22 protein-coding genes are annotated in these 22,689 nt (G+C 50.8%); 10 read left to right on the forward strand and 12 right to left on the reverse strand.

Features of this window, described 5'->3' with window-relative positions:
- The first annotated feature begins 7 nt into the window (after window positions 1–7).
- Window positions 8–874, forward strand: coding sequence for a TraB/GumN family protein (locus tag LHL18_RS13195; RefSeq protein ID WP_226767415.1), 867 nt, complete (start codon window positions 8–10; stop codon window positions 872–874).
- A 235-nt stretch (window positions 875–1,109) separates the two neighbouring features.
- Here the strand turns inward: LHL18_RS13195 and suhB are convergent, their stop codons facing one another.
- Complete coding sequence (gene suhB / locus LHL18_RS13200) at window positions 1,110–1,913, reverse strand: inositol-1-monophosphatase (RefSeq protein WP_226767416.1); 804 nt, start codon at window positions 1,911–1,913, stop codon at window positions 1,110–1,112.
- Window positions 1,914–2,176: 263 nt separating this feature from the next.
- Between suhB and LHL18_RS13205 the strand changes: the two genes are divergently transcribed.
- Both LHL18_RS13205 and traT read left to right on the forward strand, forming a co-directional pair.
- Complete coding sequence (locus LHL18_RS13205) at window positions 2,177–2,908, forward strand: complement resistance protein TraT (RefSeq protein ID WP_134057726.1); 732 nt, start codon at window positions 2,177–2,179, stop codon at window positions 2,906–2,908.
- Window positions 2,909–3,727 carry a complement resistance protein TraT gene (gene traT, locus LHL18_RS13210; RefSeq protein WP_134057724.1) on the forward strand — a complete coding sequence of 273 codons (819 nt, stop codon included), beginning with the start codon at window positions 2,909–2,911 and terminating at the stop codon, window positions 3,725–3,727.
- 4 nt (window positions 3,728–3,731) lie between these two features.
- On the opposite strand, the gene LHL18_RS13215 is transcribed toward traT, so the two are convergent.
- Both LHL18_RS13215 and LHL18_RS13220 read right to left on the reverse strand, forming a co-directional pair.
- Window positions 3,732–4,472, reverse strand: coding sequence for a ferredoxin--NADP reductase (locus LHL18_RS13215; protein WP_226767417.1), 741 nt, complete (start codon window positions 4,470–4,472; stop codon window positions 3,732–3,734).
- 139 nt (window positions 4,473–4,611) lie between these two features.
- On the reverse strand, window positions 4,612–5,259 hold the full coding sequence (locus LHL18_RS13220; protein WP_226767418.1) for a DVUA0089 family protein: 648 nt from the start codon (window positions 5,257–5,259) through the stop codon (window positions 4,612–4,614).
- A gap of 298 nt (window positions 5,260–5,557) precedes the next feature.
- Here LHL18_RS13220 and LHL18_RS13225 point away from each other — a divergent pair, with 298 nt between their 5' ends.
- The 3 genes from LHL18_RS13225 (at window position 5,558) to LHL18_RS13235 (ending at window position 10,335) form a co-directional block, all read left to right on the forward strand.
- Window positions 5,558–8,818, forward strand: coding sequence for an nSTAND1 domain-containing NTPase (locus LHL18_RS13225; RefSeq protein WP_226767419.1), 3,261 nt, complete (start codon window positions 5,558–5,560; stop codon window positions 8,816–8,818).
- An 11-nt stretch (window positions 8,819–8,829) separates the two neighbouring features.
- Window positions 8,830–9,201: a DP-EP family protein gene (locus tag LHL18_RS13230; protein ID WP_226767420.1), complete on the forward strand. Its 372-nt coding sequence runs from the start codon at window positions 8,830–8,832 to the stop codon at window positions 9,199–9,201.
- Window positions 9,202–9,360: 159 nt separating this feature from the next.
- A complete protein-coding gene (locus LHL18_RS13235; protein ID WP_226767421.1) occupies window positions 9,361–10,335 on the forward strand; it encodes a sensor domain-containing diguanylate cyclase in 975 nt (324 codons plus the stop codon).
- A 12-nt stretch (window positions 10,336–10,347) separates the two neighbouring features.
- Here LHL18_RS13235 and LHL18_RS13240 read toward each other — a convergent pair whose 3' ends face one another.
- Both LHL18_RS13240 and LHL18_RS13245 read right to left on the reverse strand, forming a co-directional pair.
- Entirely contained in the window at window positions 10,348–11,142 is a 795-nt protein-coding gene (locus LHL18_RS13240; RefSeq protein ID WP_226767422.1) for an acyl-CoA thioesterase, read from the reverse strand.
- Window positions 11,143–11,167: 25 nt separating this feature from the next.
- Complete coding sequence (locus LHL18_RS13245) at window positions 11,168–11,971, reverse strand: sulfite exporter TauE/SafE family protein (RefSeq protein ID WP_226767423.1); 804 nt, start codon at window positions 11,969–11,971, stop codon at window positions 11,168–11,170.
- Between the two features lie 155 nt (window positions 11,972–12,126).
- On the opposite strand from LHL18_RS13245, the gene LHL18_RS13250 reads away from it, so the two are divergent.
- From LHL18_RS13250 to LHL18_RS13265, 4 genes are all read left to right on the forward strand, one after another.
- Complete coding sequence (locus LHL18_RS13250; RefSeq protein ID WP_226767424.1) at window positions 12,127–12,609, forward strand: SixA phosphatase family protein; 483 nt, start codon at window positions 12,127–12,129, stop codon at window positions 12,607–12,609.
- Window positions 12,610–12,670: 61 nt separating this feature from the next.
- The gene (locus LHL18_RS13255) at window positions 12,671–13,075 is read left to right on the forward strand and encodes a gamma-glutamylcyclotransferase family protein (RefSeq protein ID WP_226767425.1); all 405 of its coding nucleotides are present in this window, start codon (window positions 12,671–12,673) and stop codon (window positions 13,073–13,075) included.
- Window positions 13,072–13,419: a 2OG-Fe(II) oxygenase family protein gene (locus tag LHL18_RS13260; protein WP_226767426.1), complete on the forward strand. Its 348-nt coding sequence runs from the start codon at window positions 13,072–13,074 to the stop codon at window positions 13,417–13,419. The genes LHL18_RS13255 and LHL18_RS13260 overlap by 4 nt, the downstream gene beginning before the upstream one ends.
- Window positions 13,407–13,973 carry a hypothetical protein gene (locus LHL18_RS13265; protein WP_226767427.1) on the forward strand — a complete coding sequence of 189 codons (567 nt, stop codon included), beginning with the start codon at window positions 13,407–13,409 and terminating at the stop codon, window positions 13,971–13,973. The genes LHL18_RS13260 and LHL18_RS13265 overlap by 13 nt, the downstream gene beginning before the upstream one ends.
- Window positions 13,974–14,038: 65 nt before the next feature.
- Here LHL18_RS13265 and purH read toward each other — a convergent pair whose 3' ends face one another.
- The 7 genes from purH to LHL18_RS13300 form a co-directional block, all read right to left on the reverse strand.
- Window positions 14,039–15,625 (reverse strand): bifunctional phosphoribosylaminoimidazolecarboxamide formyltransferase/IMP cyclohydrolase, encoded by a 1,587-nt coding sequence (gene purH, locus LHL18_RS13270; RefSeq protein ID WP_226767428.1) that lies wholly within the window; start codon window positions 15,623–15,625, stop codon window positions 14,039–14,041.
- Window positions 15,626–15,923: 298 nt separating this feature from the next.
- Entirely contained in the window at window positions 15,924–16,214 is a 291-nt protein-coding gene (fis, locus tag LHL18_RS13275) for a DNA-binding transcriptional regulator Fis (RefSeq protein WP_092789540.1), read from the reverse strand.
- A gap of 17 nt (window positions 16,215–16,231) precedes the next feature.
- Window positions 16,232–17,206, reverse strand: coding sequence for a tRNA dihydrouridine synthase DusB (gene dusB / locus LHL18_RS13280; protein ID WP_455566976.1), 975 nt, complete (start codon window positions 17,204–17,206; stop codon window positions 16,232–16,234).
- A gap of 351 nt (window positions 17,207–17,557) precedes the next feature.
- Entirely contained in the window at window positions 17,558–18,454 is an 897-nt protein-coding gene (locus LHL18_RS13285) for a phosphoribulokinase (protein ID WP_134057700.1), read from the reverse strand.
- Between the two features lie 129 nt (window positions 18,455–18,583).
- Window positions 18,584–20,365 (reverse strand): ExeM/NucH family extracellular endonuclease, encoded by a 1,782-nt coding sequence (locus LHL18_RS13290; protein WP_226767429.1) that lies wholly within the window; start codon window positions 20,363–20,365, stop codon window positions 18,584–18,586.
- Between the two features lie 133 nt (window positions 20,366–20,498).
- Window positions 20,499–21,785: a phosphoribosylamine--glycine ligase gene (purD, locus tag LHL18_RS13295; RefSeq protein WP_134057696.1), complete on the reverse strand. Its 1,287-nt coding sequence runs from the start codon at window positions 21,783–21,785 to the stop codon at window positions 20,499–20,501.
- A gap of 30 nt (window positions 21,786–21,815) precedes the next feature.
- Window positions 21,816–22,643, reverse strand: a complete 828-nt coding sequence (locus LHL18_RS13300; RefSeq protein WP_226767430.1) for a class I SAM-dependent methyltransferase — start codon at window positions 22,641–22,643, stop codon at window positions 21,816–21,818.
- Window positions 22,644–22,689: the final 46 nt, after the last annotated feature.

Below are 22,689 nucleotides of genomic sequence, written 5' to 3' on the forward strand. Positions count from 1 at the left end.
GTATCTTATGCGAATTTTGCTACAACTGGGCTGTGCACTGGCTGTATTTTTGTCTGCTTCGGCGGCGGCTGACAGTTCAGTCTGGCGCATCAGTAAAGGCGCGCAGCAATTATACATTGCCGGTACCGTGCATTTGCTACCACCGGAGCAGTTTCCGCTACCGGACGAGTTTACCAAAGCCTACCAGCAGGCCGACGTGCTGGTGTTTGAGACAGATGTCAGACAACTGGAAACGCCGCAGGGGATGCAGTTGCTGATGCAGCATGCAATGTACAACGATGGCAGAAAACTGAACCAGGTATTGTCGGCTACAACGTTTAAACAGTTACAGCAGTTTGCCACGGCGCAGGGCGTCGATCTTAAAGCACTTAACGGCTTTAAGCCCGACTTTGTGTTGTTAACGCTGATGCAGGTTGCTTTGCAAAAAGCTGGTATGGCAGGCGAGGGGGTAGATATGTACTTCCTGAACAAGGCCGTAGCCGAGAGCAAGCCTCTGCATTTTCTGGAAACCGTTGACCAGCAGTTAAGTATTTTACTGAATGTGTCGGCGGCGAATGAAGATGTGTTTGTGCAGCAGAACCTGGCGCAGTTATCTGGGTTGGAACAGCAATTGACACAGATCATCAGTGCCTGGCGTAGCGGTAATACTGAAGAACTGTCTGAACTGGCAATGGCTTTTACAGACACTGCAGAGGGCAAACAGTTTTATCAGGCGCTGTTGGTGCAACGTAATCAGAACTGGATACCGCAGCTTAAGCAGATGCTGGCAACGAAAGAGGTGGAGCTGGTACTGGTAGGGGCGTTGCATCTGGCCGGCGACAGCAATGTGCTTGAATTACTGCAACAGCAGGGCTATCAGGTGACAAAGTTATAGCTGTAGTTCGGTGGCTAGAACCTGTTTACTCACGCTAACACGCCGTGAACCCATCCCTGGGGGCTCGTTTACGCCCATCCAGGGCTCCAACGGTTAGCTTAGAATAAACAGGTTCTGTGAAGTAGTCTGGAACCCCGATGCACAGCCACAGAGTGTCTGAGGATTTGCAGCGCAAATCCGAGTTGCTGTGGCGAGCACAGCGGGCGTTGCAGACTATGCTGTTTCACTGCGCCACTTAACGAGACAGTGATTCTGTCAGGTGTGGGCGAATGCCTTTTAACATACCGGCTAATACTTTTGGTGCCGCTGCCACGACGTTACCACTGCGCAGGTGGTTGTTGCCGCCAACAAAGTCGCATACCAGGCCGCCAGCTTCACGCACAATCAGCTCACCGGCAGCGATATCCCACGGCTTTAAGCCAATTTCGAAGAAACCGTCAAAACGTCCTGCAGCAACATAGGCCAAATCTAACGCAGCTGAACCGGTACGGCGAATATCAGCCGCTTCAGCCAGTAAGCCTGTCAGCATAGCGCTGTGCGCCGGGATATGGGTTTTGTTTTTAAACGGAAAACCGGTTGCCAGTATAGTGCCGCCCATATCAGGCAGGTTGTTTACGCGGATACGGGTGCCATTTAACTGCGCGCCGCGACCACGTGAAGCAGTGAATAGCTCACCACGCAGCGGGTCAAAAACCACTGCCTGATCAAGTTTACCCTGATGTTTTAAAGCGATAGACACCGCGAAATGCGGAATGCCTTTAATAAAGTTGGTGGTGCCGTCCAGCGGATCAATAATCCATTGAAACTCGCTGTCGTTGTTGCCGTAATTGCCATGCTCTTCGCCGACAATACCGTGAGTCGGGAACGATTTTTTCAGTACCTGAACAATCGCCTGTTCAGCTTCTTTGTCTACATTGGTGACAAAGTCGTTAGTGCCTTTTTGTTGTTTCTGAACCATATCAAGCTGGCCACAGGCACGGGCGATCACGTTACCCGCGCTACGGGCAGCGCGAACCGCGATGTTTAACATCGGATGCATAGCAATTACCTTATTTTGAAAAGAGCTGTGTAAATTTCGGTCAAAAGAGCGGCGCACATTGTAACGGCTGCGCGGCAAAAGTAAAGGCAAAACCTGCTTCGTTAAGCATTTTGCTGACTGTTTATCTTTGCTTACAAAACGTCACGCTGGAAACAGACATTTTCGGGTAAACTCTAGGTAGTCGTTCAGATAAAATTCAGCTAAACCGGTCAGAATTTAACCGTTGTCCGTTAATGATGGAACACAACGGTAAAGGAGCAAAAATGAAAACTGTATTAATGTCGGCGTTACTTATCAGCACGCTAAGTCTGTCGGGCTGTGGTGCTTTGCATACTGCTGTCGCCAAACGTAATTTAGATGTGCAGACCAAAATGAGCAGCTCGATTTTTCTCGACCCGGTAGAGCCAGAGCAGCGCACTATTTTTGTCGATATCCGCAATACCTCTGATAAACCTGAATTCGATCTGAAACCACAAGTAGTACAAAGCCTGCAGGCGCGTGGGTATCAGGTTATTGATAGCCCTAAACGCGCGCATTACTGGTTACAAGCCAATGTATTACAGGTTGGCCGCAGTAACGCCCGCGATACCAACAGCGCGCTTGCTGCCGGGCCGGGTATTGCCGCCGGTGCTGTAACAGGTTATGCCATTCACCGTGCAACCGGTGGTAGCTCAGGCGGTGCGACAGCCGGAGCCCTTGTTGGCGGCGCTATAGTCGGTACCGTGGTCGATGCGATGGTAGAAGATGTGTATTACAGCGTGATCACTGATATTCAGATCATGGAGCGCTTTGATGGCACTGTCAGTGAAAGCTCGCAGCATCAGTTAATCCAGGGCGATAGTGGCAGCACGACATCCAGCTATCAACGTCAGAGCGACATGCGTAAATATCAGACCCGCGTCGCCAGCTTTGCCAATCAGGCTAATCTGAAGTGGCCAGAGGCAGAGCCACAACTAACCCAGGGCCTGGTGCGCTCACTGGCGGGTTTATTCTAAATGCGTATAGCTGCACTGCTGCTTGCCGTATGGGCATTAACTGCCTGTACGGCGTTGCATACGTCAGTCGCTAAGCGCGAGCTGGATGTGCAAACCCGCATGAGTCAGACGGTGTATTTAGACCCGGTAGAACCGGAGCAGCGCACGATTTTTGTTGATATCCGCAATACCACCGCCGAATACCAGTTACCGCTGAATGACGATGTGCGCCAGTTTATGCTGCAGCGTGGTTATCATCTGGTGAACTCGCCAATCAATGCCCAGTACTGGCTGCAGGTAAATGTGCGTACCGTGCTAAAAGAGCGCCCTGACAAGGTATTAGCATCTGAATACGGTATGAGTGACGAAGAGATTCATGCGATGCTCAACCCTGGCATGGCACCGCCACCAGCCCCGGAAACACCCGAGCAGCGCAGCGAGCGCTACAGCCGCAATGCCGCCGTGTTTGTTGATACCTCAGTCGGCACCAATATTGATGGCAAAGATGTTGCCCGTGCGCTGGTGGTACTGGCTGCTTTTGCCGGTGCTGAGTATATCGGTAACCAGCTGGTACAGGATAAGTATTACACCATGCTGACCGATATTCAGATTGCCGAGCGCATCGCGCCGGACAGCGAGCAAAAAGTACAGGAATACAGCGAGCATCAGTTACTACAGGGCGACAGTGGTGCTTTTGAGCAGTTATGGCAACGTGACACTGATATGCGTAAATACCAGCTTAAAGTGGTGAGTTTTGCCAACAAAGCCAATCTGGACTGGCAGGACGCTGAACAGCCGCTACATCAGGGCTTACTGCGCTCGTTAGCCGGTATCTTCTGATATTCTACCAGTATTGTTCCACTGTAATATTGCCGGGGCTGCGGCGCAGGTTTTTGGTCAGTCCCAGGCCTTCCAGTACCGCTTTGGTATCGGTAATCATTTGCGGATTGCCGCATAACATCACCTGCGAGCGGTTAGTCAAACTTTGCTGACACGCGCTTTGCAGTTCCCCGCTTTGTATCAGCTCAGGCAAACGTTTACTCAGGGCGCCGCTGTGCGCTTCGCGGGTAACAATTGGCTGATAGTGCAGCTGGCCGGGATATTGGTGCTGGCATTGTGTTATCAGCTCGCGATAGACCAGATCGGCAATGGTGCGCACGCTGTGCACCAGTATGACATGGTTAAAGCGCTGCCAAAGCTGCGTTGTGCCAAGCATCGACAAGTAAGGGCCGATACCGGTGCCGCTTGCCATCAGCCACAGGTTATCACCAGCGGGCACTTCATCCAGCACAAAAAAGCCCGATGCCGGCTGGCTAACGTCCAGTGTGTCGCCCATTTTCAGCTGTTGCAGCAGTGGCGACAACTTGCCATCGGCAACTGTGCTGACTAAAAATTCCAGCTCAGTATTGCCGGGGCTGTTAACCAGTGAATAAGCACGCTGCACGCGCCCGTCGTGGGTATCGATACCCAAGCGCACAAACTGGCCGGCGGTGAAGTCAAAGGCACTGGTCTGTATTTTTACGCTGAATAAATTGGCATGCCAGTGATGGTTGTCGGTTACGGTGCCGCTAAGCCATTGCGCCATAGTCTGTGTCCTCAAGCTTGCTTTGGCTCTAGCCTAGCAAAGCTGAGCGGATACTCAAGCTAAGCCTTAATCGGTAACACATGCAGCGGCGGGTAGCAAAGGCAGATAAACAGCGACAGCTGTTTATCTGCGTTACAGCTTAGCTTTTTTTGCGCAGTAAACCGAATAAGCCGGCAGCCAATAGTAGCAGGCTGGCTGGCGCCGGTACCGGATTTGGCGGGTTAACCACTTCGGCTGAGGCCACGCCGTCCAGCCATAGGCTGTACATGCTGCCAACCGGGTCGCCATTTGGCGCGGTTCTGTTGTTGCCAAAATACCAGTCACCAATGCTGCAGCTGCTGGTATCGGCACAACTGGCATTGCTGGCTAAACCTGCAAATGGGTTGCCAGAGAACAGGTTTTGGCCAGCGATTGGAAAATTACTAAATACGCTCATCGTAAAATAGTAAGTGCCAGCACTTAACACTGTTTGAAAACCTGAATCATAACGGGTCTGGGTGGCCGGGTTGATATTTGGGTTATCATCATTATCCAGTAACAGATTACCTGCGCTGTCCCATAAGCTGGTAATAGGGTCGAAATTAGCATAGTCACCGAAAGAGTCGGTCCAGCCTCTGATATTGCTGTCGGTTTCAACAACAAACTCGGTAATAACCACAGAGTTAGGGTTGGCCAGTTCGCCAGTGAAATGAATCAAAGCGGCATTTGCTGTGGTGCTTAACACCAGGGCCGCGGGTAAAACGGTATATTTTAATAAAGCAGATACTGTGTTTTTATAACTTAACATGCGTTTTCCTTGCTCTTGTTATTCTTGGCTGAATTGTTTCAGCGGCGCAGCAAAGCGAAAAACATGCCATAAGTTAAATTGTTGAATTTAAAGTTGTTATATTGTTTTATTTGTAGCGATGTAAAATTTTCTGACAAATGATGGCAGAAAAAAATGTGTTTTAAGTCATTGTCTTAAGCAATATTGTATATTGTCCCTGTTAAAACTATTTTCCCGCATTAAGAAACACTAAAACAGCACTAAACTAAAGCGGCTACGCATGTTATGTTGGTTAGCAAAGTCATTTAGTCAGTTGAATATGAGTAACGCGTTTTTTTTCGGCGACTGGCAGGTTGAGCCTGCAGCTAACACAGTGCGCTGCGGTAAACAGGTGTATCAGCTTGAGCCCAAAGCCATGGATGTGCTGCTGCTGTTGTGTCGCCATGCCGGTGAAGTATTAAGCAGTGATGATATCGCCAGTAAGTGCTGGCCCGGAACTGACACCGGCGACAACCCTTTGCATAAGATAATTACCCAGCTGCGTAAGGCGCTGGGGGATAGTGCTACTGCACCTAAATACATAGAAACCATCCGTAAGCGCGGCTACCGTACCTTAGCTGAGGTGCGCTTTCCGCTGGGGCAGGAGCAAAGCGTACAACAACATAGCTGGCAGCAGGGTTCGCCTTTCCCCGGGCTGCAGGCCTACGATGCCCGCTATGCCAGAGTGTTTTTTGGCCGCGGCTCGCAAATAGATACTTTACTTAGCCGTATCGCACAGCAAATTCAGTTTGGCCGTGCTTTTTGTTTACTGCTCGGGCCAAGCGGCAGTGGTAAATCGTCGCTGATTAACGCCGGCGTTATGCCAAACCTTATGCAGCCAGGCGGCTACAATGGCGTGCAGGTGTTATCGTTTTCAAGTCTGGATTTGGCCGATGTTGCCCCCGGTCAGTTACTGACCGATTTAGCCAGCGCCTTGCTTGATTGGGAGCTTAACGATAAGCCGGTGTTTGCCGGCGACAGTGCGCAAAGCCTGGCTGAAGCACTGCGGCTGCAGCCAGATCAGATAATTGCGCGTGCCGTGGCAAACTTACCGAAAGCTGCACAGGCAAAAAGCCGTTTTGCACTCTTTGTCGATCGGTTAGAGGTGCTGCTGTCATCGCCGCTGTTTAGCAGCGCTGAGCGCGAACAATTTACCCAACTGCTGGAACAACTGGCTACCAGTGGTGCGGTACTGGTGTTAAGTGCCTGCCGCAATGAGTTTTATCCATTGCTGGTTGATTACCCAAGCTTAATTGCCGGTAAAGCCAAAGGCGCGCATTTTGACCTGGCGGCCCCGGGCCGCGCCGATTTGCTGCAGATGATCCGTTTACCCGCACTGGCGGCAGGTTTGAGTTTTGACACCGACCCGGACAGCGCCACCCCGCTTGATGAACTGCTATGCAGCGAAGCAGCCAGTAACCCTGATGCCTTACCCATGCTGCAATATACGCTGCAGGAATTATATTTGCGCCGCAGTAAAGACAATAAACTGCTGGTATCAGTCTATAAAACTCTCGGCGGCATTGAAGGCGCCATTGGCAAAAATGCCGAGCAGGCGATAGCAAAGCTATCAGCAGACGAAAAAGCCAGCCTGCCGCGCGTGCTGTCGATGCTGGTAACCCTGCGAGAAGATGAAAAAAGCATCACCAGCCGCAGTGGCCGGGTGGCGCAACTGCAAACCGATGCCGAGCGGGCGCTGGTGCAAACCATGGTAGAGCAGCGCTTATTTGTGTCGCACCTGCAAAACGGCGAGCCGTGTTTTAGCATAGCGCATGAGGCACTGCTTCGGCGCTGGCCGCGGGCAACCGCCTGGATAGCAGAGCATTTTGATAGCTTAAGCGTAAAAAGCCGCTTGCAGCATTTAACCCGGCGCTGGCATACCGAGCACTACAACAGTGCTTACCTGCTGGCTGAAGGTAAACCGCTGCAAGAAGCCTTGCAGTTAAAACAAAACCGTTTGTTCCAGCTTGATGCCGAAGAAAGCGAATTTTTACAGGCATCTGCGCATAAAGTGCGGCTTAAACGCTGGATAAGGCGCGGCACAGTGGCATTGCTGTGCGTGCTGACCTTTACTGCAATAACCATGAGCGTAAAAAGCTATAAAGCCGAGCTGTTAGCGCAGCAAAAGCGGCTGGCAGCAGAAAACCTGCTCGGCTTTATGGTAGGCGAATTCGCCGACAAGCTGCGCAGCATAGGCCGGATGGATTTACTCGATGGTATCAGCAACAAGGCATTGGAATACTTTACCGACTTTACACCCAGTGATGGCAGCTTAACCACAGAAGCTCGGCTGCAACACGGCCAAACGTTAGAGGCCATGGGCGAAGTGGCCTACTCGCGTGGTAAAACCGATGAAGCCACCGCTGCGCTGCAGGCAGCCCGGGTGCAGTTAGAGGCGGTATTGGCAGAGCAGCCGGATAATTTAGAGCTGTTAAAAACACTGGGCGCGAATGCTTTTTGGCTGGGGCAGATACAATACGACGCCAGCAACTGGCAGGCGACCCAGCCAGAGTTTGAACGGTATTATCAGTATAGTGAGCGCATGTTTGAGCTGGCTCCGGATAATGTCGACGCCATTATGGAACTATCATACGCTACCAATTCACTGGGCTCACTGGCGATGCAGCGCCAACAATTTGATATAGCTAGGGAAAATTTCGAAGAGTCTCTGCGCTTAAGATTACTGTTACAACAGCATCAGGTCGACGATGAGCAACTACTCGCTGATATTGCTAATGCTCGCTCCTGGTTAGCAAGTGCGACTTTGGCAGAAGGGAATGTGCATTTAGCTGTTGAAATTCATCGGAAATTGCAGGCTGAGCTAATCAGTAGCAGAACTAAACAAGAACCTTACCTACTTGATATTCTATCGAGCAGTTACCAAAAGCTAGCAGAGCTGCTGATTTATCAGGGTAAAATAACGGAAGCGCAAACAGCATCATCACAAGGTGAACAGGCTCTATCACAAGCGATAGAACAAGATCCTGAAAATAGCCGTTGGCAAAGGAATAGATATTTTCTGTATTTCCAAAAATTTAATGTAAACCCAAGCTCGAATGCGCCAGAGATAGAACATGAGCTTAATTTATTAACTGATGCGTTGGACGCACAGAAAAATGTACTGTCAAATACCAATCGTAAAGACATTTCGGCTAGGCTTTGGCTCTCTGCCGCAGCTCAGCTACAGGAGATTGGTCAGTTTTCGCTGAGCGAAAAATATGCTGATTTGGCACATGTCAGTTTTGCTGAGCTGGCAGAGGAATTTAAGTTAAACCGTAATTTTATGGCGGCGTTATCAGATAGCCAAATATTAAAAGCCAGAGCTGCTAAGGCTGCTGACAAACCTGAAGTTGCGACAGATTTGTGTCGCCAGGTGAAAGAACGTTTAGCAATAATCGTTAAGCAAAATAAAGAGCCTCGGTACGTTATTGCATATGCAAAATCGCTGGACTGTCTTGACGAGTTAAATAACTCTCCAGAGATTATTGCTACGTTACAGCAGAATGGCTTAGTAAATTATCACTTCTTATCCCAACCATAAGGAAATATGTTATGCCTAACACTCAAGCATCTGCGCTAATGCAGGTTATTGTTAATTTGGAAAATGGCGAGCCGGTATTTAGTTACAAGAATAGCGCTGGCCAGCCATGTGAAGGTGATGTGACCGTTACTGAAGCCGGCACTATCACTTATCAGCTGGTCGATAATACCGGTAAAGGTTTAAAGTTTGCAGGTGTCGGTTTTACCACACCTTTTGACGATATTATTGATGCGATCACTGTTAGCGCCGATGGTCAGTATGTGCAAATGCTTGATCTGGATCGTACACCGGGCCAAACCAAATTTCAGTTTGTTTTAACAAACACGACAAATACTCTGATGGTGCTGAGTCCTGATCCAGAAGTAAAAAACGATCCTAACTAAACCAGTAATTATCATGGTTTGATATTTTTACAAGCCCCGAAAGGGGCTTTTTAGTCTTTTAAATTCAATAAGATAAATCAGAAGGTTGTCGGAAGGTTTGCGCGTATATAAGTCGCTAAAGTTGGCAGCAGTGAAGCCAATGAAAAGCGAGATACAACGATGAATAAGCCGCTTAGCCAACGCCAACTTTTACCCACTGCGCTAAATGATGACAGTGCATGGCCCGATAACACCGACACTGCAATGTCGGCAGATTTGGATGTCGGTGGCTTTATTCAGTACCTGGCTGAAGCCGTACTGGTGGTAAGTACCGATGGCGTGATTGAGTGCGCCAATGCCAAGGCTGCGCTGCTGTTAAACTGCGTTGCCAAACCGGTGATTGGCCGTCAGTGGACCGATTTTTTAGTCAGCCGCTGCCAACAGCAATACGATGGTTTGGTAAAACTGGTTTCAAAACGCATTTTATCGTTGCAGGCCGGGCCAACTGAAATGGCGCTGCGCTGTGCTGATGGTGAAATAAAAGATATTGAGCTGTCGGTATCGTTTTTACCTGAGCCAGAGCCGCGTCTGGTGCTGGTGATGCGTGATTTGACGCATTACAAAGCCGAATGTAACCAACTGCGTGAACTGGCGGCGACCGATGCGCTGACCGGGCTGGCAAACCGGCGGGCTTTTGATGATCAGTTGCAGCGCCATTGGCAGCAATGCACCGAGGCAAAGCGGCCGCTGAGTGTCGTCATTATTGATATCGACTTTTTTAAACAGTTTAACGACCGCTATGGCCATATTCAGGGCGATGCCTGCCTGCGTAAAGTGGCTGGGGCTATTTTGCAGGCCATGCCGGTAGATGCCAAGCTGGCGGCACGCTATGGTGGTGAAGAGTTTGCGCTTATTCTGCCTAACCATAATGAAATTAGGGCGTTACAGGTAGCACGAGAAGTGCAGCATGCAGTGCGCCAGTTACAGTTTACCGATGCTGGCTTACCCACCACACTGAGTGTGTCGGTAAGCCAGGGTATTGCCACTGAGATTAACGGCCAGTACCGCACCAGCATGGCGCTGTTGTGTGCGGCTGATACCGCGTTATACCGGGCAAAATCAGATGGCCGTGACTGTATTAACGCCAGTTGCTAAATAAGCCTGCTGTCAGGCAAATACGGTAACGGTCTGGCGGCTTATCGCTGCCAGTTTGCCATCGGGCTGCCAAAGCTTAGCGGCAATATGATGATAACCGTCGCTGCCGTATTCAATTTCGGCCAGATAACGCCACCAGTCAGTATTGGTAAACGGCAAATCGTGGGCGATAAATTCAATGGTCCAGGTTAGCGAGCTGGCAGGGGCTGGCTGGTTCAGTAACGTCAGGCTAACCGGTGGCCAGGCGTCGACCAGTGCCAGTAACTCCGGAATACCAGCTTGCTGGCTTTCATAGCCCGCCATGCGGATATCACCGCCAAGTACGCGCTGTGAACTGCCGGCAAAGGGCAAGGTGCCTTGCGCTATGCGGTAATCAAAATGGCGGGTAAACTCCGGCGCCGGGCCATGTTTAGGTAAACTCAGTACCTGCTGTTGTGGCCATTGTGGCGCAACATCGGCTGTCAGGCGAAAGGCCGAGTCACGGGCAGCGCCAAAACTGGCCAGCAGCACCAGTGCCACCTGACCATCCTGCTCAATTTCTGCTGTTGCCTGTATGACTGACTTGCCCTGACGTAATATACGCCGCTTTACCACGGCTGCGCCGGCATTTAATGGCGCAACAAAAGACACGGATACTGAACGCAGTGGCATACCCTGTGGAATCACGGGCAACAGATGCGCCATTGCCAGCGCAGCGGCCAAACCACCAAACACCGCGCGGCCCTGGCCCCACTGCCCGGGTACTGTAATATCTAAAGTGTCTGGTTTACCGGCAGCAAACTGCTGCATTACCTGATCAAACTGCATAGCGGGGCTCCTGAAAAACGTAATACTAATGTGCCAGCAACGACGCCAGCATTTTAAGGCTGAGTAATAACAATAAGATACCAAACAACCGCTTGAGCGTTGCCACCGGCAGTTTGTGCGCCAGTTTGGCACCAAGCGGGGCGCAGATAAAACTGGCCGCCGACATCAGCAGCACTGCCGGCACATATACCAGACCCACGGTAAATGGCAATTCAGCACCGCTTTGGCTGTTAAGCAGATAACCGGCGGTACCGGCGATAGAAATCGGTAAGCCTACTGCGGCAGAGGTGCCGATGGCTTTTTTTATTTCAATACTGCGCCAGCTAAGGTAGGGCACAGTAAGCGAGCCGCCGCCGATAGACACCAGAGCCGATACCGCACCGATACCGGCGCCGGCTGCTGCCAGTTCAGCATTGCCAGCTGTTTTACCGCCAGCCGTAGGCGTTTTCGCCCGCAACATAGTAAAGGCGACATAGCCCATAAACAGCGCGAAAAAGCCAGCCAGATACAGCGAGCTGATACGGGCGGCAACAAAGGTTGCGGCAAAAGTGCCGACGATAACGCCCGGTGTCATGGCTTTAACCACGGGCCAAATCACACCACCGCGGGCATGGTGCGCCCGCATGCTCGACAGTGATGTCATCACAATGGTGGCCATAGATGTACCCAGTGCCAGATGCACCACTGCCTCGGGTGCTATACCCTGGGCCAGAAAAATACTGGTTAGCAGTGGCACCATGATGCCGCCGCCGCCAATACCCAATAAACCTGCCATTACACCGGCAAAACACCCCAGCGCCAGAAAGGCCAATATCCACTCAATTGCCATCTTTGGCCTCCTTGTAAAAACTGGCAGGCAACATACCCTGATTTAACAAAACTGGCAAAAAATTGCGGTAGGAAAACCGCAACCGCAGAAGTTTGGTTGTTACGCTGCTGGCAGTCATAATTCTGCCTTAATGCCATGCTATAACTGCGCCCGCTATGGATAAATACTTATATTTTTTACGTCATGCAACAGCAGAAGTGATCCGGCCCAATCAGCTGGATATAGACCGTTGCCTGATTGAGAAAGGCCGCCTGCAGGCACGAAGGGTCGCGGCTTTTATGCAGCGCTATGCGATTACGCCTGAAGCTGTGTTCAGCAGCCCTTACCCAAGAGCGGTGCAAACGGCTGCGATAGTGCGCAAAGAAGCCGGTTTAGCACCGGTACAGGAACTGCCGTGGCTGGCGCTGGAGACGGGCGCTGTGACGTCATCAACGCTGCTTCGGCAATTGCTGCCTAACTTGCCAGCGCATACGCTGCTGGTGGGCCACGAGCCGGATTTATCGGCGCTGATCAGCCGCTTGCTGGATAGCGGTGGCAGTGCCTTTAAAATTAAAAAAGCCTCACTAACCTGCCTGTGTTATCAGCACGATAGCCAGAGCTTTCAGCTGGAATGGTCAATACCGGCCAAATTTATGTAGTTTTCTACCTGCAGCGTTAACCGTTATAGTGCAGGCTAAGGTTAACGCCGGGACTTATTAAATGGCCGATTTTCTGTTTGTTTATGGCACGCTACGCCGTGCCTGTGCTCATCCTATGCATGCCGTGCTGGCTGCTGACAGCCGGTATGTGGGGATCGCGCATTATCAGGGCAAACTTTACCGTGTAAGCCATTACCCTGGCGTAGTGCCCTCAGATAACCCGGCGCAGCAGGTAGTGGGCGAGGTATATCAGCTGCTTAAACCAGCGCAAACACTGGCGGAGCTGGATCGCTACGAAGAGTGCAGTGCAGATTTTCCGCCACCGCAGGAGTACCGTCGTGTATTGCAGCTGGTTACACTGGAAAATGGCGACAGTGTCAATGCTTGGGTGTATCTGTATAACCACAGTACCGATAAACTTACAGCGATATTGTCGGGTGATTTTCTGAATCAGGGCATTGAATGAGTATTTTTAAACAGCTGTTTCGTTGGCAGAAAGGTCGTCAGTTATCTGGTTATGACAAAATGCTGCTGGCAGGGGCATATTGGCCGATTAAGTTCGATTGTTACTTGCTGCGTTTTCCGCAAGGCTGCGAAGTGCCACCGCATAAGGATGCGGTATCTAGTGGTAAGCATTACCGGCTGAATATTGTGCTTAAACAAGCACGTAAGGGCGGTGAGTTTGTTTGTGCTACGCCAATTTATCAGAGCTCGCGTATTAAGTTTTTTCGGCCAGATTTATGCGAGCATGCGGTGACTAAAGTAGAACAGGGTAGCCGGTATTTACTGAGCATTGGATGGGTGAAATAAGCTTAGTTAATCAAGACTTCAAGGCGTTGGAGTTATTTATGGATGTTCAACAATCAATAAAGCATGCTTCTGGATTAGCTAGGCTAAATGACTTTAATGCAGCAATATTAGTGATGCAAGGTGTAGTTAAAGAGTTGTCGAAAACGTCCGGTAGCTCTATTCAACATTTTGTCAAAGTCGTTCCCTATTTCCAAAAGGCAGGAAGATATTCAGAGCTTCAAGAGTATTGTACTGATTCGTTAATTCCCGCAGTGAGAAATGCAGCTAAACTATCGTTTTCACATACAAATCAAGCAATAATTGATGCATTTTCCTCTCTTTACACTTCAAAAATATATGAAAAGCTTCAGTTAGCGGCAACTAGGGAAAAGTGTAAAGCAGATATGTCACTTTTCGATACGCTGCGAAATAAGTTTTTAAATGAATATCAAAGGCTGTTAATTATTGGAGAAAAACTGCAACTGCTAGAGGAATACAAGCAGGCGATTGATTTATTTGGCTCTGACCGTTCTAAATGGCCTGATATTATCCAAGAAAAATTTTTTGCGAATTAGAATGCTACTTTGGAATGCATAAAAGGCCGCATAGCGGCCTTTTAAAATGAACAGTGCAACGGGTATTAATGGCGGAAATGACGCACGCCGGTAAATACCATGGCCATACCGTGCTCGTCGGCGGCAGCAATAACTTCCACATCGCGCATTGAACCACCGGGCTGAATTACCGCTGTGATACCTGCAGCAGCTGCAGCGTCGATACCGTCGCGGAACGGGAAGAACGCATCAGATGCCATTACTGAGCCTTTTACTTCCAGGTTTTCATCAGCGGCTTTAATGCCAGCAATTTTCGCGCTATACACGCGGCTCATCTGGCCGGCGCCAACACCGATGGTCATACTGTCTTTTACGTACACGATGGCGTTTGATTTAACAAACTTCGCGACTTTCCAGCAGAACAATAAGTCTTTTAACTCCTGCTCGGTGGGCTGGCGCTTGGTAACAACTTTAAGGTCGCTGGCGGCAACTTTGGCCTGATCACGGTCCTGCAGTAACATACCGCCGTTAACCTGTTTGATATCCAGTGCGGTAGTTGCAGCGCTGAACTCACCACATACCAGTAAGCGTACGTTTGGCTTGGTGCCAACCACAGCAACAGCCGCGTCGGTAGCTGACGGGGCAATAATCACCTCGACAAACTGACGGCTGACAATTTCTTTGGCCGTGGTTTCGTCCAGCTCGCGGTTAAAAGCAATAATGCCGCCAAAAGCTGAGGTTGGGTCGGTTTTATAAGCGCGGTTGTAAGCGTCTAAAATGCTGTCGCCAATCGCCACGCCACACGGGTTTGCGTGTTTAACGATAACACAGGCTGGCTCGGCAAACTCTTTTACGCACTCAAGGGCGGCGTCAGTATCGGCGATATTGTTGTAAGACAGCGCCTTACCTTGCAGCTGTTTAGCGGTAGACACTGACGCTTCAGTCACGCCGTCCTGCACATAAAACGCAGCGCTCTGATGGCTGTTTTCGCCATAGCGTAAGTCTTGTTTTTTCACAAACTGCGCGTTGAAAGTGCGTGGAAACTTAGTCGCTGGCTCGGTTGGGGTGTCGTACGCTGGCAGCATAGCGCCAAAGTAGTTGGCAATCATGCCATCGTACTGAGCAGTATGTTCAAAAGCACTGATCGCCAGGCTAAAACGGGTGGCATGAGTGGTAGCGCCGCCGTTGGCCTGCATTTCAGCCAACACCATATCGTAGTCTTTAGCGTTAACGATAATGGTCACGTCTTTGTGGTTTTTCGCTGCAGCGCGCACCATGGTCGGGCCGCCGATATCGATGTTTTCTACCGCATCTTCCAGCGTACAGCCTGGTTTGGCAACGGTGCTGGCAAACGGGTACAGGTTTACTACCACTAAATCGATAGGGCCGATATTGTTATCTGCCATTACGCCTTCATCAACGCCACGGCGGGCTAAAATACCACCGTGAATTTTTGGATGCAGGGTTTTAACCCGGCCGTCCATAATTTCCGGGTGGCCGGTATAGTCAGAGACTTCAGTTACCTTAATGCCTTGCTCGGCCAGTAATTTGGCTGTGCCGCCGGTTGATAGAATATCCACTTGCTGCGCAGCTAAGGCGCGGGCAAATTCTACGATACCGGTTTTGTCTGACACACTTAGCAGTGCGCGGCGGATGGGTCTTAGTGTCGTCATGGTAGACTCTCATTTAGCTTGCAGAAATCGGTTTGCACTTTCAGCATAGTTTACAGAGGCTAGTTTACTCACGCTCACACGCCGTGAACCCATCCATGGGGGCTCGTTTCCGCCCGTCCGGGGCTTCAACGGTTCGCTTAGAGTAAGCTAGCCTCTGCCAAAATTCAGTTATAGTTCCATTTTCGCTGGTTACCTGAGTGCCGGTGTAAATGCGGGCTTAATGCGTAAAATTCCTCAGGTGCAGTAAATAAAAAAGCACCCGAAGGTGCTTAGTAGCGGGGCGAACCCCGCGTTGGCATTAGCTCATGCCGTACTGTTTCAGCTTCTTGCGCAGCGTACCGCGGTTGATGCCCATCAGGTTAGCCGCGCGGGTTTGGTTACCGCGGGTGTATTTCATCACTTCTTCCAGTAACGGACGCTCTAATTCAGATAATACCAGTTCGTATAAATCGTTAACGTCCTGACCGTTTAATTGCTGCAGGTAGTTAGCAACAGCTTTCTGAGCTGCAGTGCTTAAAGCTTGTGGCTTTTCCTGCGTTTGTACGTGGGCGTTAGTAATAAATGGCGAAGTAACGTTCGAATTAAACATTGCTTTTCTCTTTTACGTTAGGTTGCTGCTAGTTGATGAAAATAGTCATTTAAGGCGTCAAGCTGCTGTTTAGCGCACTCAATGCCATTGAATTCACTACGAAACACACCGAGCGCATCGTGCTCGGCTAAATACCAGCCCACATGTTTGCGGGCAATGCGGTAACCGGCCTGCTCACCATAAAGCTGGTGTAAGCCCTGCACATGTTCCAGCATGATCTGGCGCACCTCTGCTACTGCAGGTGGCGCCAGTTTGTCGCCAGTGGCCAGATAATGCACCACTTCGCGGAAAATCCATGGTCTGCCCTGCGCTGCACGGCCAATCATAATGGCATCAGCACCGGTGTAATCCAGCACATAACGGGCTTTTTCCGGCCCGGTAATATCGCCATTGGCAATCACCGGGATCGACACACTTTGCTTTATCGCGCGGATGGTGTCATATTCCGCTTCACCTTTGTACATGCAGGCTTTGGTTCTGCCATGTACAGCCAGTGCCTGTATGCCGTTATCTTCGGCTATACGTGCAATCTGGACGCCGTTTCGGTTGTCAGTATCCCAGCCGGTACGTATTTTCAACGTAACCGGTACTTGCACTGCATCGACTACGGCGCGGACAATTTGTTCCACCAGCTCGGGATACTGCAGTAATGCAGAACCTGCCAGCTTCTTGTTTACCTTCTTCGCCGGGCAACCCATATTGATATCGATAATGTCGGCGCCGATATCAACATTGTACTGGGCGGCGTCAGCCATTTGCTGCGGATCTGAGCCCGCAATTTGCACCGAGCGAATACCGGATTCCTGCCGGTGGCCCATACGATTCTGTGACTTTTCGCTCTGCCACACCAGCGGATTGCTCGACAGCATTTCAGATACAGCTAAAGCAGCACCAAAGCGCCGGCAAAGCTCACGAAAAGTGTGATCGGTTACTCCGGCCATCGGAGCACAAATTACCTTGTTCGCTAACTGATATGGACCTATGCGCACCACTGAATCCAAGGCTCTACCCGTAAGGGGCGCTAAGTTTACGGATTTTTGCCGACAAAGCAAAGGCTAATATTTAAACAAAAGTGTAAATTTACTGGGGTTTGCAGTCTTGACATTCGCTAAACGGCTGAAAATTGGTGTTTTGTAAAGCAAGCGCAACGGTGTAATGCGGTGTGGCGGAAATGAAAATTGTAGGGTTGTTTAATTTGTCACCAGTGACTTCGGTCTCGGATAAGGAGCAAACCGGTGTACCCTAAACCAACCGTTGGAGCCCCGGACGGGCGTAAACGAGCCTACAGGGACGTATTTACGGCGGGTTGGTGTGGGTATACCGGTTTGCGACGTTTCAGTAGCTTATGTTCCCAACCAATCTACCTGGCCGCGCGCCTGGCGCCGCTTAATCATCAGCTCTTCTACCAGCGGCGTTAAAATCAGCTCCATTGCCAGGCCCATTTTGCCGCCTGGCACCACCAGCGTATTAACGCGCGACATAAAAGAGCCGTTAATCATTTGCAGATAGTAAGGGAAATCGACATGCTTAATGCCGCGAAAGCGGATCACGACAAAGCTTTCATCCAGCGACGGGATGTCTTTGGCACTGAATGGGTTTGACGTATCAACGGTTGGTACGCGCTGAAAGTTAATATGAGTGCGCGAGAACTGCGGCGTAATATGGTTAATGTAATCGTCCATACTGCGTACTATGCTGGCTTGCACCGCTTCACGCGAGTGGCCGCGCTCGGAGGTGTCGCGGATAATCTTCTGGATCCACTCTAAGTTGACGATTGGTACCATGCCAATAAGTAGATCGACATGTTTGGCCACATCGTGCTCATCGGTTACCGCACCGCCGTGCAGGCCTTCGTAAAACAGTAAGTCGGTATTGGCGCGCAGGTCTTGCCAGGGGGTAAAGGTACCTGGCAGTTGGTTATAAGGCACAGCTTCGTCGAACGTATGCAAATAGTGACGGATTTTGCCGCTGCCGGTTTCACCATAGCTGGCAAAGAAGTTTTCTAGTGCACCAAAGTCGTTGGCTTCGGCGCCAAAGTAGCTGATATGACGGCCTTGCTCTTTCGCTTTACGGATGGCGACTTCCATTTCAGGGCGGCTGAAACGGTGAAAACAGTCGCCTTCGACAAAGGCGGCATCAATATCCAGAGTACGGAATATATGCTGAAACGCGGTCGTTGTCGTCGTCGTGCCTGCACCGGAAGAACCGGTAATGGCAATAATTGGGTTTTTATGTGACATAGCTGCCATCCGCTGCTTTAACTGAACCTAACCTTAAAGCAACAGGCAAAGCGGGTGCAACTGTTTATTGGTAGGCGGGGCGCGGTAATGCCGGCATTTAGCGCTAACTATATGCCGGCTAACGTAAAATCAGAACTGAAAGGTGGCGACCAATGGGTCGTGATCAGATGAGCGGTACGGTGTCGGCGCATACAACGACTTCTGTTGCTGTTCACTTTTATACTCAGTGTTATAGTCCAGCAGTGTTGGCTCATCGGCGTTTATCGCCCAGTGTTGCATGCTCTGCAGCTGCTTTGCCAGCGCCTTGCTAGCCAGCGCATGATCAAGCGAGCCGGTGCGCCCACGGTACACATAAGAGTAACTGTTACCTTCAGCTGCCGTCAGATATTGCCAGCTATTGCTGGTCAGCATCTGTAATGGATCTTCCATCCGGTAAGCGTTCAAATCACCGAGGATAATCTGTTTATCTGTTTTAACGCCGGTAGGCTGGCTGCGAAGCCAGTCGCTCAGCGCTTTGGCTGAAGCAGTACGTAGCGCATTCCAGCAACCCTGACCATCGTGCTGATCGGCATCAACAGCGGCGGCGTCTTTCGGGCAGCTGCCTTTGGATTTAAAGTGGTTAATGCTAACCGTCACCATTTCATCGCTGGCCAGATGGCGGAAGCTCTGGGCCAGTGGCGGCCGGCTGCCCCAGTCGAATGGCTTCGCTTTTAGCATGGCCGCTTTGCCTTCAACACTGACAGTGGCGGGGCGGTACAGTAAGGCGACTTTTATTGCATCATCACCCGGTTGTTCACTGGTAATAATAAAGCGGTATGGTTTAGCGCTGACTTTATTCAGTGCACCGGTCAGGCTGGCTAAAGCGCTGTGCTGGCCATAACCGTTGTTTTCTACTTCCAGCAAACCGATGACATCAGCGTCCAGTGCAGCAAGAGCGGTAATGGTTTTCGCCCGCTGGCGTTCAAACTCGGCTGCAGTGCTGGCGCCACGTTTAGTTGGAAACGCCGGGTTTTGGCCTGCACCATTAAAGAAGTTCAGCACGTTAAAGCTGGCAATACGCAGCGCATGCGCTGGCTTGGCAGCTGGCTTGTCCGGTCTTGGGTTTTGCGCCTGATATACCGGTTGACGGCTTGGCACTATCCGGTAGCCGCGGTCATCCTGCAGTACTATGCCTTCAACCTGGCTTAACGTATCACCAACCCGCAGGGTGTTGGCTGCACTGAGTGTATTACCGGCAAACATCACCGGGTCTGGGTTTTGTTTTAGCAGACCGTCATCCAACACCAGCATATGTAACTGTTGTTGTGCAGTCAGGGCCGCAGCTTCTGCGCCGGGGCGCATAATTTCTGTTGCCACCATTAGCCGGGCGTCTGCCAGCGTTATTTCGCCGTAGCGGCCTAGGTCATAGGTATCGTTTACGGTTAACGTTTGCTCAAACCGAACCAGCTCGCCTTCAAATTTTTCCCAGTCGCTTAGCTGTGCCAGCGGCAGTTTTACAGCCAGAGGGATGACATCAACTGTCGTCTCACACAGGGTTATGCTGCTGATATCGGTTAAGCTGGTAAAGTGTTTTAGCTCGGTGACGGTACCGCTTATCTGCAGTTGCTGGCCGGGTTGATATTGCTCTGCCGCTTTCGCATCGGCAATAAACAGGCTGGAAGACGCACCACTAACTGCCCGGTTAGTTGCCCGCAGCATAACACCGGCCATTTTCGTACCCGGATAAAGCTGCGCCGTGACGACGCCGCGGGTACTGACCTGTTGTCCGGCCAACGGGCTGGCATCTGTTGTGCCCTGTATAGTATCGATAGCGGTAAAGTTATCATTGCATGGCAGTGCATAAGCAAACTGAACGCTGAATGCGGCACTGAGTAGCGTCAGCGGCACAGAAAGACGTAGTAGATTAACCATAAAGCCGTAATTCCGAATTAAAAAAGCAGTGTAGGCTGAAAGGATTAACAGACTATGACAACAGCCTTGCGCCGGTCATAGTCTGGGTTGCGACAAACTAGCCTTCAGGCCGGCAGCAAACCGGCCTGCGGTTTTAGTTTTTCTCGCGGGCGATGGCGCGATAGCCAATGTCGGTGCGGCAGAACATACCATCCCAACTGATTTTATCCGCCAACTGATAAGCCGCTTTTTGTGCAACAGTAACATTGTTGCCCAAAGCCGTAGCACACAGCACCCGGCCACCGTTAGTTACTACGTCATTACCGTTAAACTCGGTACCGGCGTGAAACACTTTGGCAGAGGCGCTATCTGCACCATCCAGGCCAGATATTACTTTGCCTTTGGCGTAGCTGTCCGGGTAGCCACCTGCAGCCAGCACCACGCCGACAGCCGCATCAGAGGTGAAATCTATGGCTTTACCAGCCAGCTGCGCTTGCGTTGCCGCTAAGCACAGCTCAACCAAGTCGGATTGAAGCCGCATCATAATGGGCTGGGTTTCCGGGTCGCCAAAACGGCAGTTAAATTCCAGTACTTTGGCGCTGCCATCTTCAGCAATCATCAGGCCGGCGTATAAAAAGCCGGTAAATAAAGTGCCTTCGCTTGCCATGCCATTTACCGTTGGGTAAATCACGTTTTGCATCACCCAGTCATGTACCGCAGGCGTTACCACCGGTGCTGGTGAGTAAGCACCCATACCGCCGGTATTCGGGCCTTTATCGCCGTTATCACGTGCTTTGTGATCCTGTGATGAGGCAAACGGCAGCGCAGTTTTGCCATCAACCATAACGATAAATGAGGCTTCTTCGCCGGTTAAGAACTCTTCAACCACAACGCGGCTGCCCGCATCGCCAAACTTATTGCCAGATAGCATATCGTCAATGGCCGCAGCGGCTTCTGCCTGCGTTTGTGCGATGATCACACCTTTACCTGCTGCTAAGCCATCAGCCTTGATAACAACAGGCAGGCCAAGTGTTTGCGCGAAGGCTTTTGCCGGTGCGGTGTCAGTAAAGTTCTGGTAAGCGGCGGTTGGGATCTTGTGGCGCGCTAAAAAGTCTTTGGCAAAAGCTTTAGAGCTTTCCAGCTGAGCGGCTGCTTTGGTTGGGCCAAAAATAGCCAGTCCTTCTGCCCGAAATGCATCTACCACGCCTTTTGCCAGTGGCGCTTCGGGGCCGACGATAGTCAGGCCGATGTCTTCTGCTTTGGCAAACGCCAGCAGCGCATTAACATCATCAGCTGCTATCGCAACATTGGTCAGGTTGCTTTCGCGTGCTGTGCCGGCATTCCCCGGTGCAACAAACACTTTGCTAGCCAGTGGTGACTGCGCTGCTTTCCAGGCCAGAGCATGTTCGCGGCCACCGCCGCCAATTACCAGTACTTTCATTTAACTTTCCGTCTGTTATGCAATAAAAAATTATTCTGTTTTCGCCGGTTTGCGGAACTTAAGCGTCATGCGATCGCTTTCACCAATTGCCAGATATTTGGTTCTGTCTTGCTCTTTTAATCGCAGAACCGGTGGCAGCGTCCAGACTCCGCCCGGGTAATCGGCGGTATCCTTCGGGTTGGCGTTAATTTCGCTGCTGTCTTCCAGTACAAAACCGGCCTTCTGTGCCAGTTCAATCGCCAGCTGCTGTGGGAAATAACCGGTTTTCACCCAGTCACCGCTTGCTTTATCGGCAGGTAAACGGTGTTCCACCACGCCCAGTACACCACCCGGTTTTAACGCTTTATAAAAGTCTTTAAAAATGGCAACCATGCCGTCGTTGCCGCCACTGTTATACCAGTTGTGCAGGTTACGGAATGTCAATACCACATCGGCGCTGCCGGCAGGCGCTATGGCACTGCTGTTGCCTGGGGCAAATTCGGTTAGCTGTACGCGGTTATAAACAGGATCGCTTGCCAGTTTTTCAGCAAAGGCGGCGCGGTTGCGCTTGTAATAATCTGAATCGGTCTCTGCCGGGAAGTGCGCGGCGTAGTAGGTACCGTGCGCCGCCAGTAGCGGTGCCAGAATTTCAGTGTACCAGCCACCGCCGGGGGAAATTTCTACCACAGTACTGTCTGGTTTTACGTCAAAGAAGGCCAGTGTTTCGACTGGATGACGGTATTGATCCCTGGCGGCATTTTCAGCGCTGCGATTGTGATGTTTAACAGCCAGTTGCAAAGCGTCGGCGGCATCATCTGCCAGAGTTAACGGGCTTAACAGAAGAGCAGACAGCATAGTAACGAGTTTTATGGTTTTCATCTTCGTGGTTCCCTGTGGTAAAAGTGGCGCTAGTGTAGCAAAAGCC

The sequence above is a fragment of the Rheinheimera aquimaris genome, from assembly GCF_020531985.1.
Taxonomy (GTDB): domain Bacteria; phylum Pseudomonadota; class Gammaproteobacteria; order Enterobacterales; family Alteromonadaceae; genus Alishewanella; species Alishewanella aquimaris.

Excerpts from the sequence above, each read along its gene's own strand:
- LHL18_RS13220 (WP_226767418.1), bottom strand. The coding sequence starts at position 5,259 with ATGTTAAGTTATAAAAACACAGTATCTGCTTTATTAAAATATACCGTT.
- LHL18_RS13215 (WP_226767417.1), bottom strand. The coding sequence starts at position 4,472 with ATGGCGCAATGGCTTAGCGGCACCGTAACCGACAACCATCACTGGCAT.
- LHL18_RS13235 (WP_226767421.1), top strand. The coding sequence starts at position 9,361 with ATGAATAAGCCGCTTAGCCAACGCCAACTTTTACCCACTGCGCTAAAT.
- LHL18_RS13195 (WP_226767415.1), top strand. The coding sequence starts at position 8 with ATGCGAATTTTGCTACAACTGGGCTGTGCACTGGCTGTATTTTTGTCT.
- traT (WP_134057724.1), top strand. The coding sequence starts at position 2,909 with ATGCGTATAGCTGCACTGCTGCTTGCCGTATGGGCATTAACTGCCTGT.
- LHL18_RS13245 (WP_226767423.1), bottom strand. The coding sequence starts at position 11,971 with ATGGCAATTGAGTGGATATTGGCCTTTCTGGCGCTGGGGTGTTTTGCC.
- LHL18_RS13265 (WP_226767427.1), top strand. The coding sequence starts at position 13,407 with ATGGGTGAAATAAGCTTAGTTAATCAAGACTTCAAGGCGTTGGAGTTA.
- LHL18_RS13290 (WP_226767429.1), bottom strand. The coding sequence starts at position 20,365 with ATGGTTAATCTACTACGTCTTTCTGTGCCGCTGACGCTACTCAGTGCC.
- purH (WP_226767428.1), bottom strand. The coding sequence starts at position 15,625 with ATGACGACACTAAGACCCATCCGCCGCGCACTGCTAAGTGTGTCAGAC.
- LHL18_RS13255 (WP_226767425.1), top strand. The coding sequence starts at position 12,671 with ATGGCCGATTTTCTGTTTGTTTATGGCACGCTACGCCGTGCCTGTGCT.
- suhB (WP_226767416.1), bottom strand. The coding sequence starts at position 1,913 with ATGCATCCGATGTTAAACATCGCGGTTCGCGCTGCCCGTAGCGCGGGT.
- LHL18_RS13300 (WP_226767430.1), bottom strand. The coding sequence starts at position 22,643 with ATGAAAACCATAAAACTCGTTACTATGCTGTCTGCTCTTCTGTTAAGC.
- LHL18_RS13205 (WP_134057726.1), top strand. The coding sequence starts at position 2,177 with ATGAAAACTGTATTAATGTCGGCGTTACTTATCAGCACGCTAAGTCTG.
- purD (WP_134057696.1), bottom strand. The coding sequence starts at position 21,785 with ATGAAAGTACTGGTAATTGGCGGCGGTGGCCGCGAACATGCTCTGGCC.
- LHL18_RS13260 (WP_226767426.1), top strand. The coding sequence starts at position 13,072 with ATGAGTATTTTTAAACAGCTGTTTCGTTGGCAGAAAGGTCGTCAGTTA.
- LHL18_RS13240 (WP_226767422.1), bottom strand. The coding sequence starts at position 11,142 with ATGCAGTTTGATCAGGTAATGCAGCAGTTTGCTGCCGGTAAACCAGAC.
- LHL18_RS13230 (WP_226767420.1), top strand. The coding sequence starts at position 8,830 with ATGCCTAACACTCAAGCATCTGCGCTAATGCAGGTTATTGTTAATTTG.
- fis (WP_092789540.1), bottom strand. The coding sequence starts at position 16,214 with ATGTTTAATTCGAACGTTACTTCGCCATTTATTACTAACGCCCACGTA.
- LHL18_RS13225 (WP_226767419.1), top strand. The coding sequence starts at position 5,558 with ATGAGTAACGCGTTTTTTTTCGGCGACTGGCAGGTTGAGCCTGCAGCT.
- LHL18_RS13285 (WP_134057700.1), bottom strand. The coding sequence starts at position 18,454 with ATGTCACATAAAAACCCAATTATTGCCATTACCGGTTCTTCCGGTGCA.
- LHL18_RS13250 (WP_226767424.1), top strand. The coding sequence starts at position 12,127 with ATGGATAAATACTTATATTTTTTACGTCATGCAACAGCAGAAGTGATC.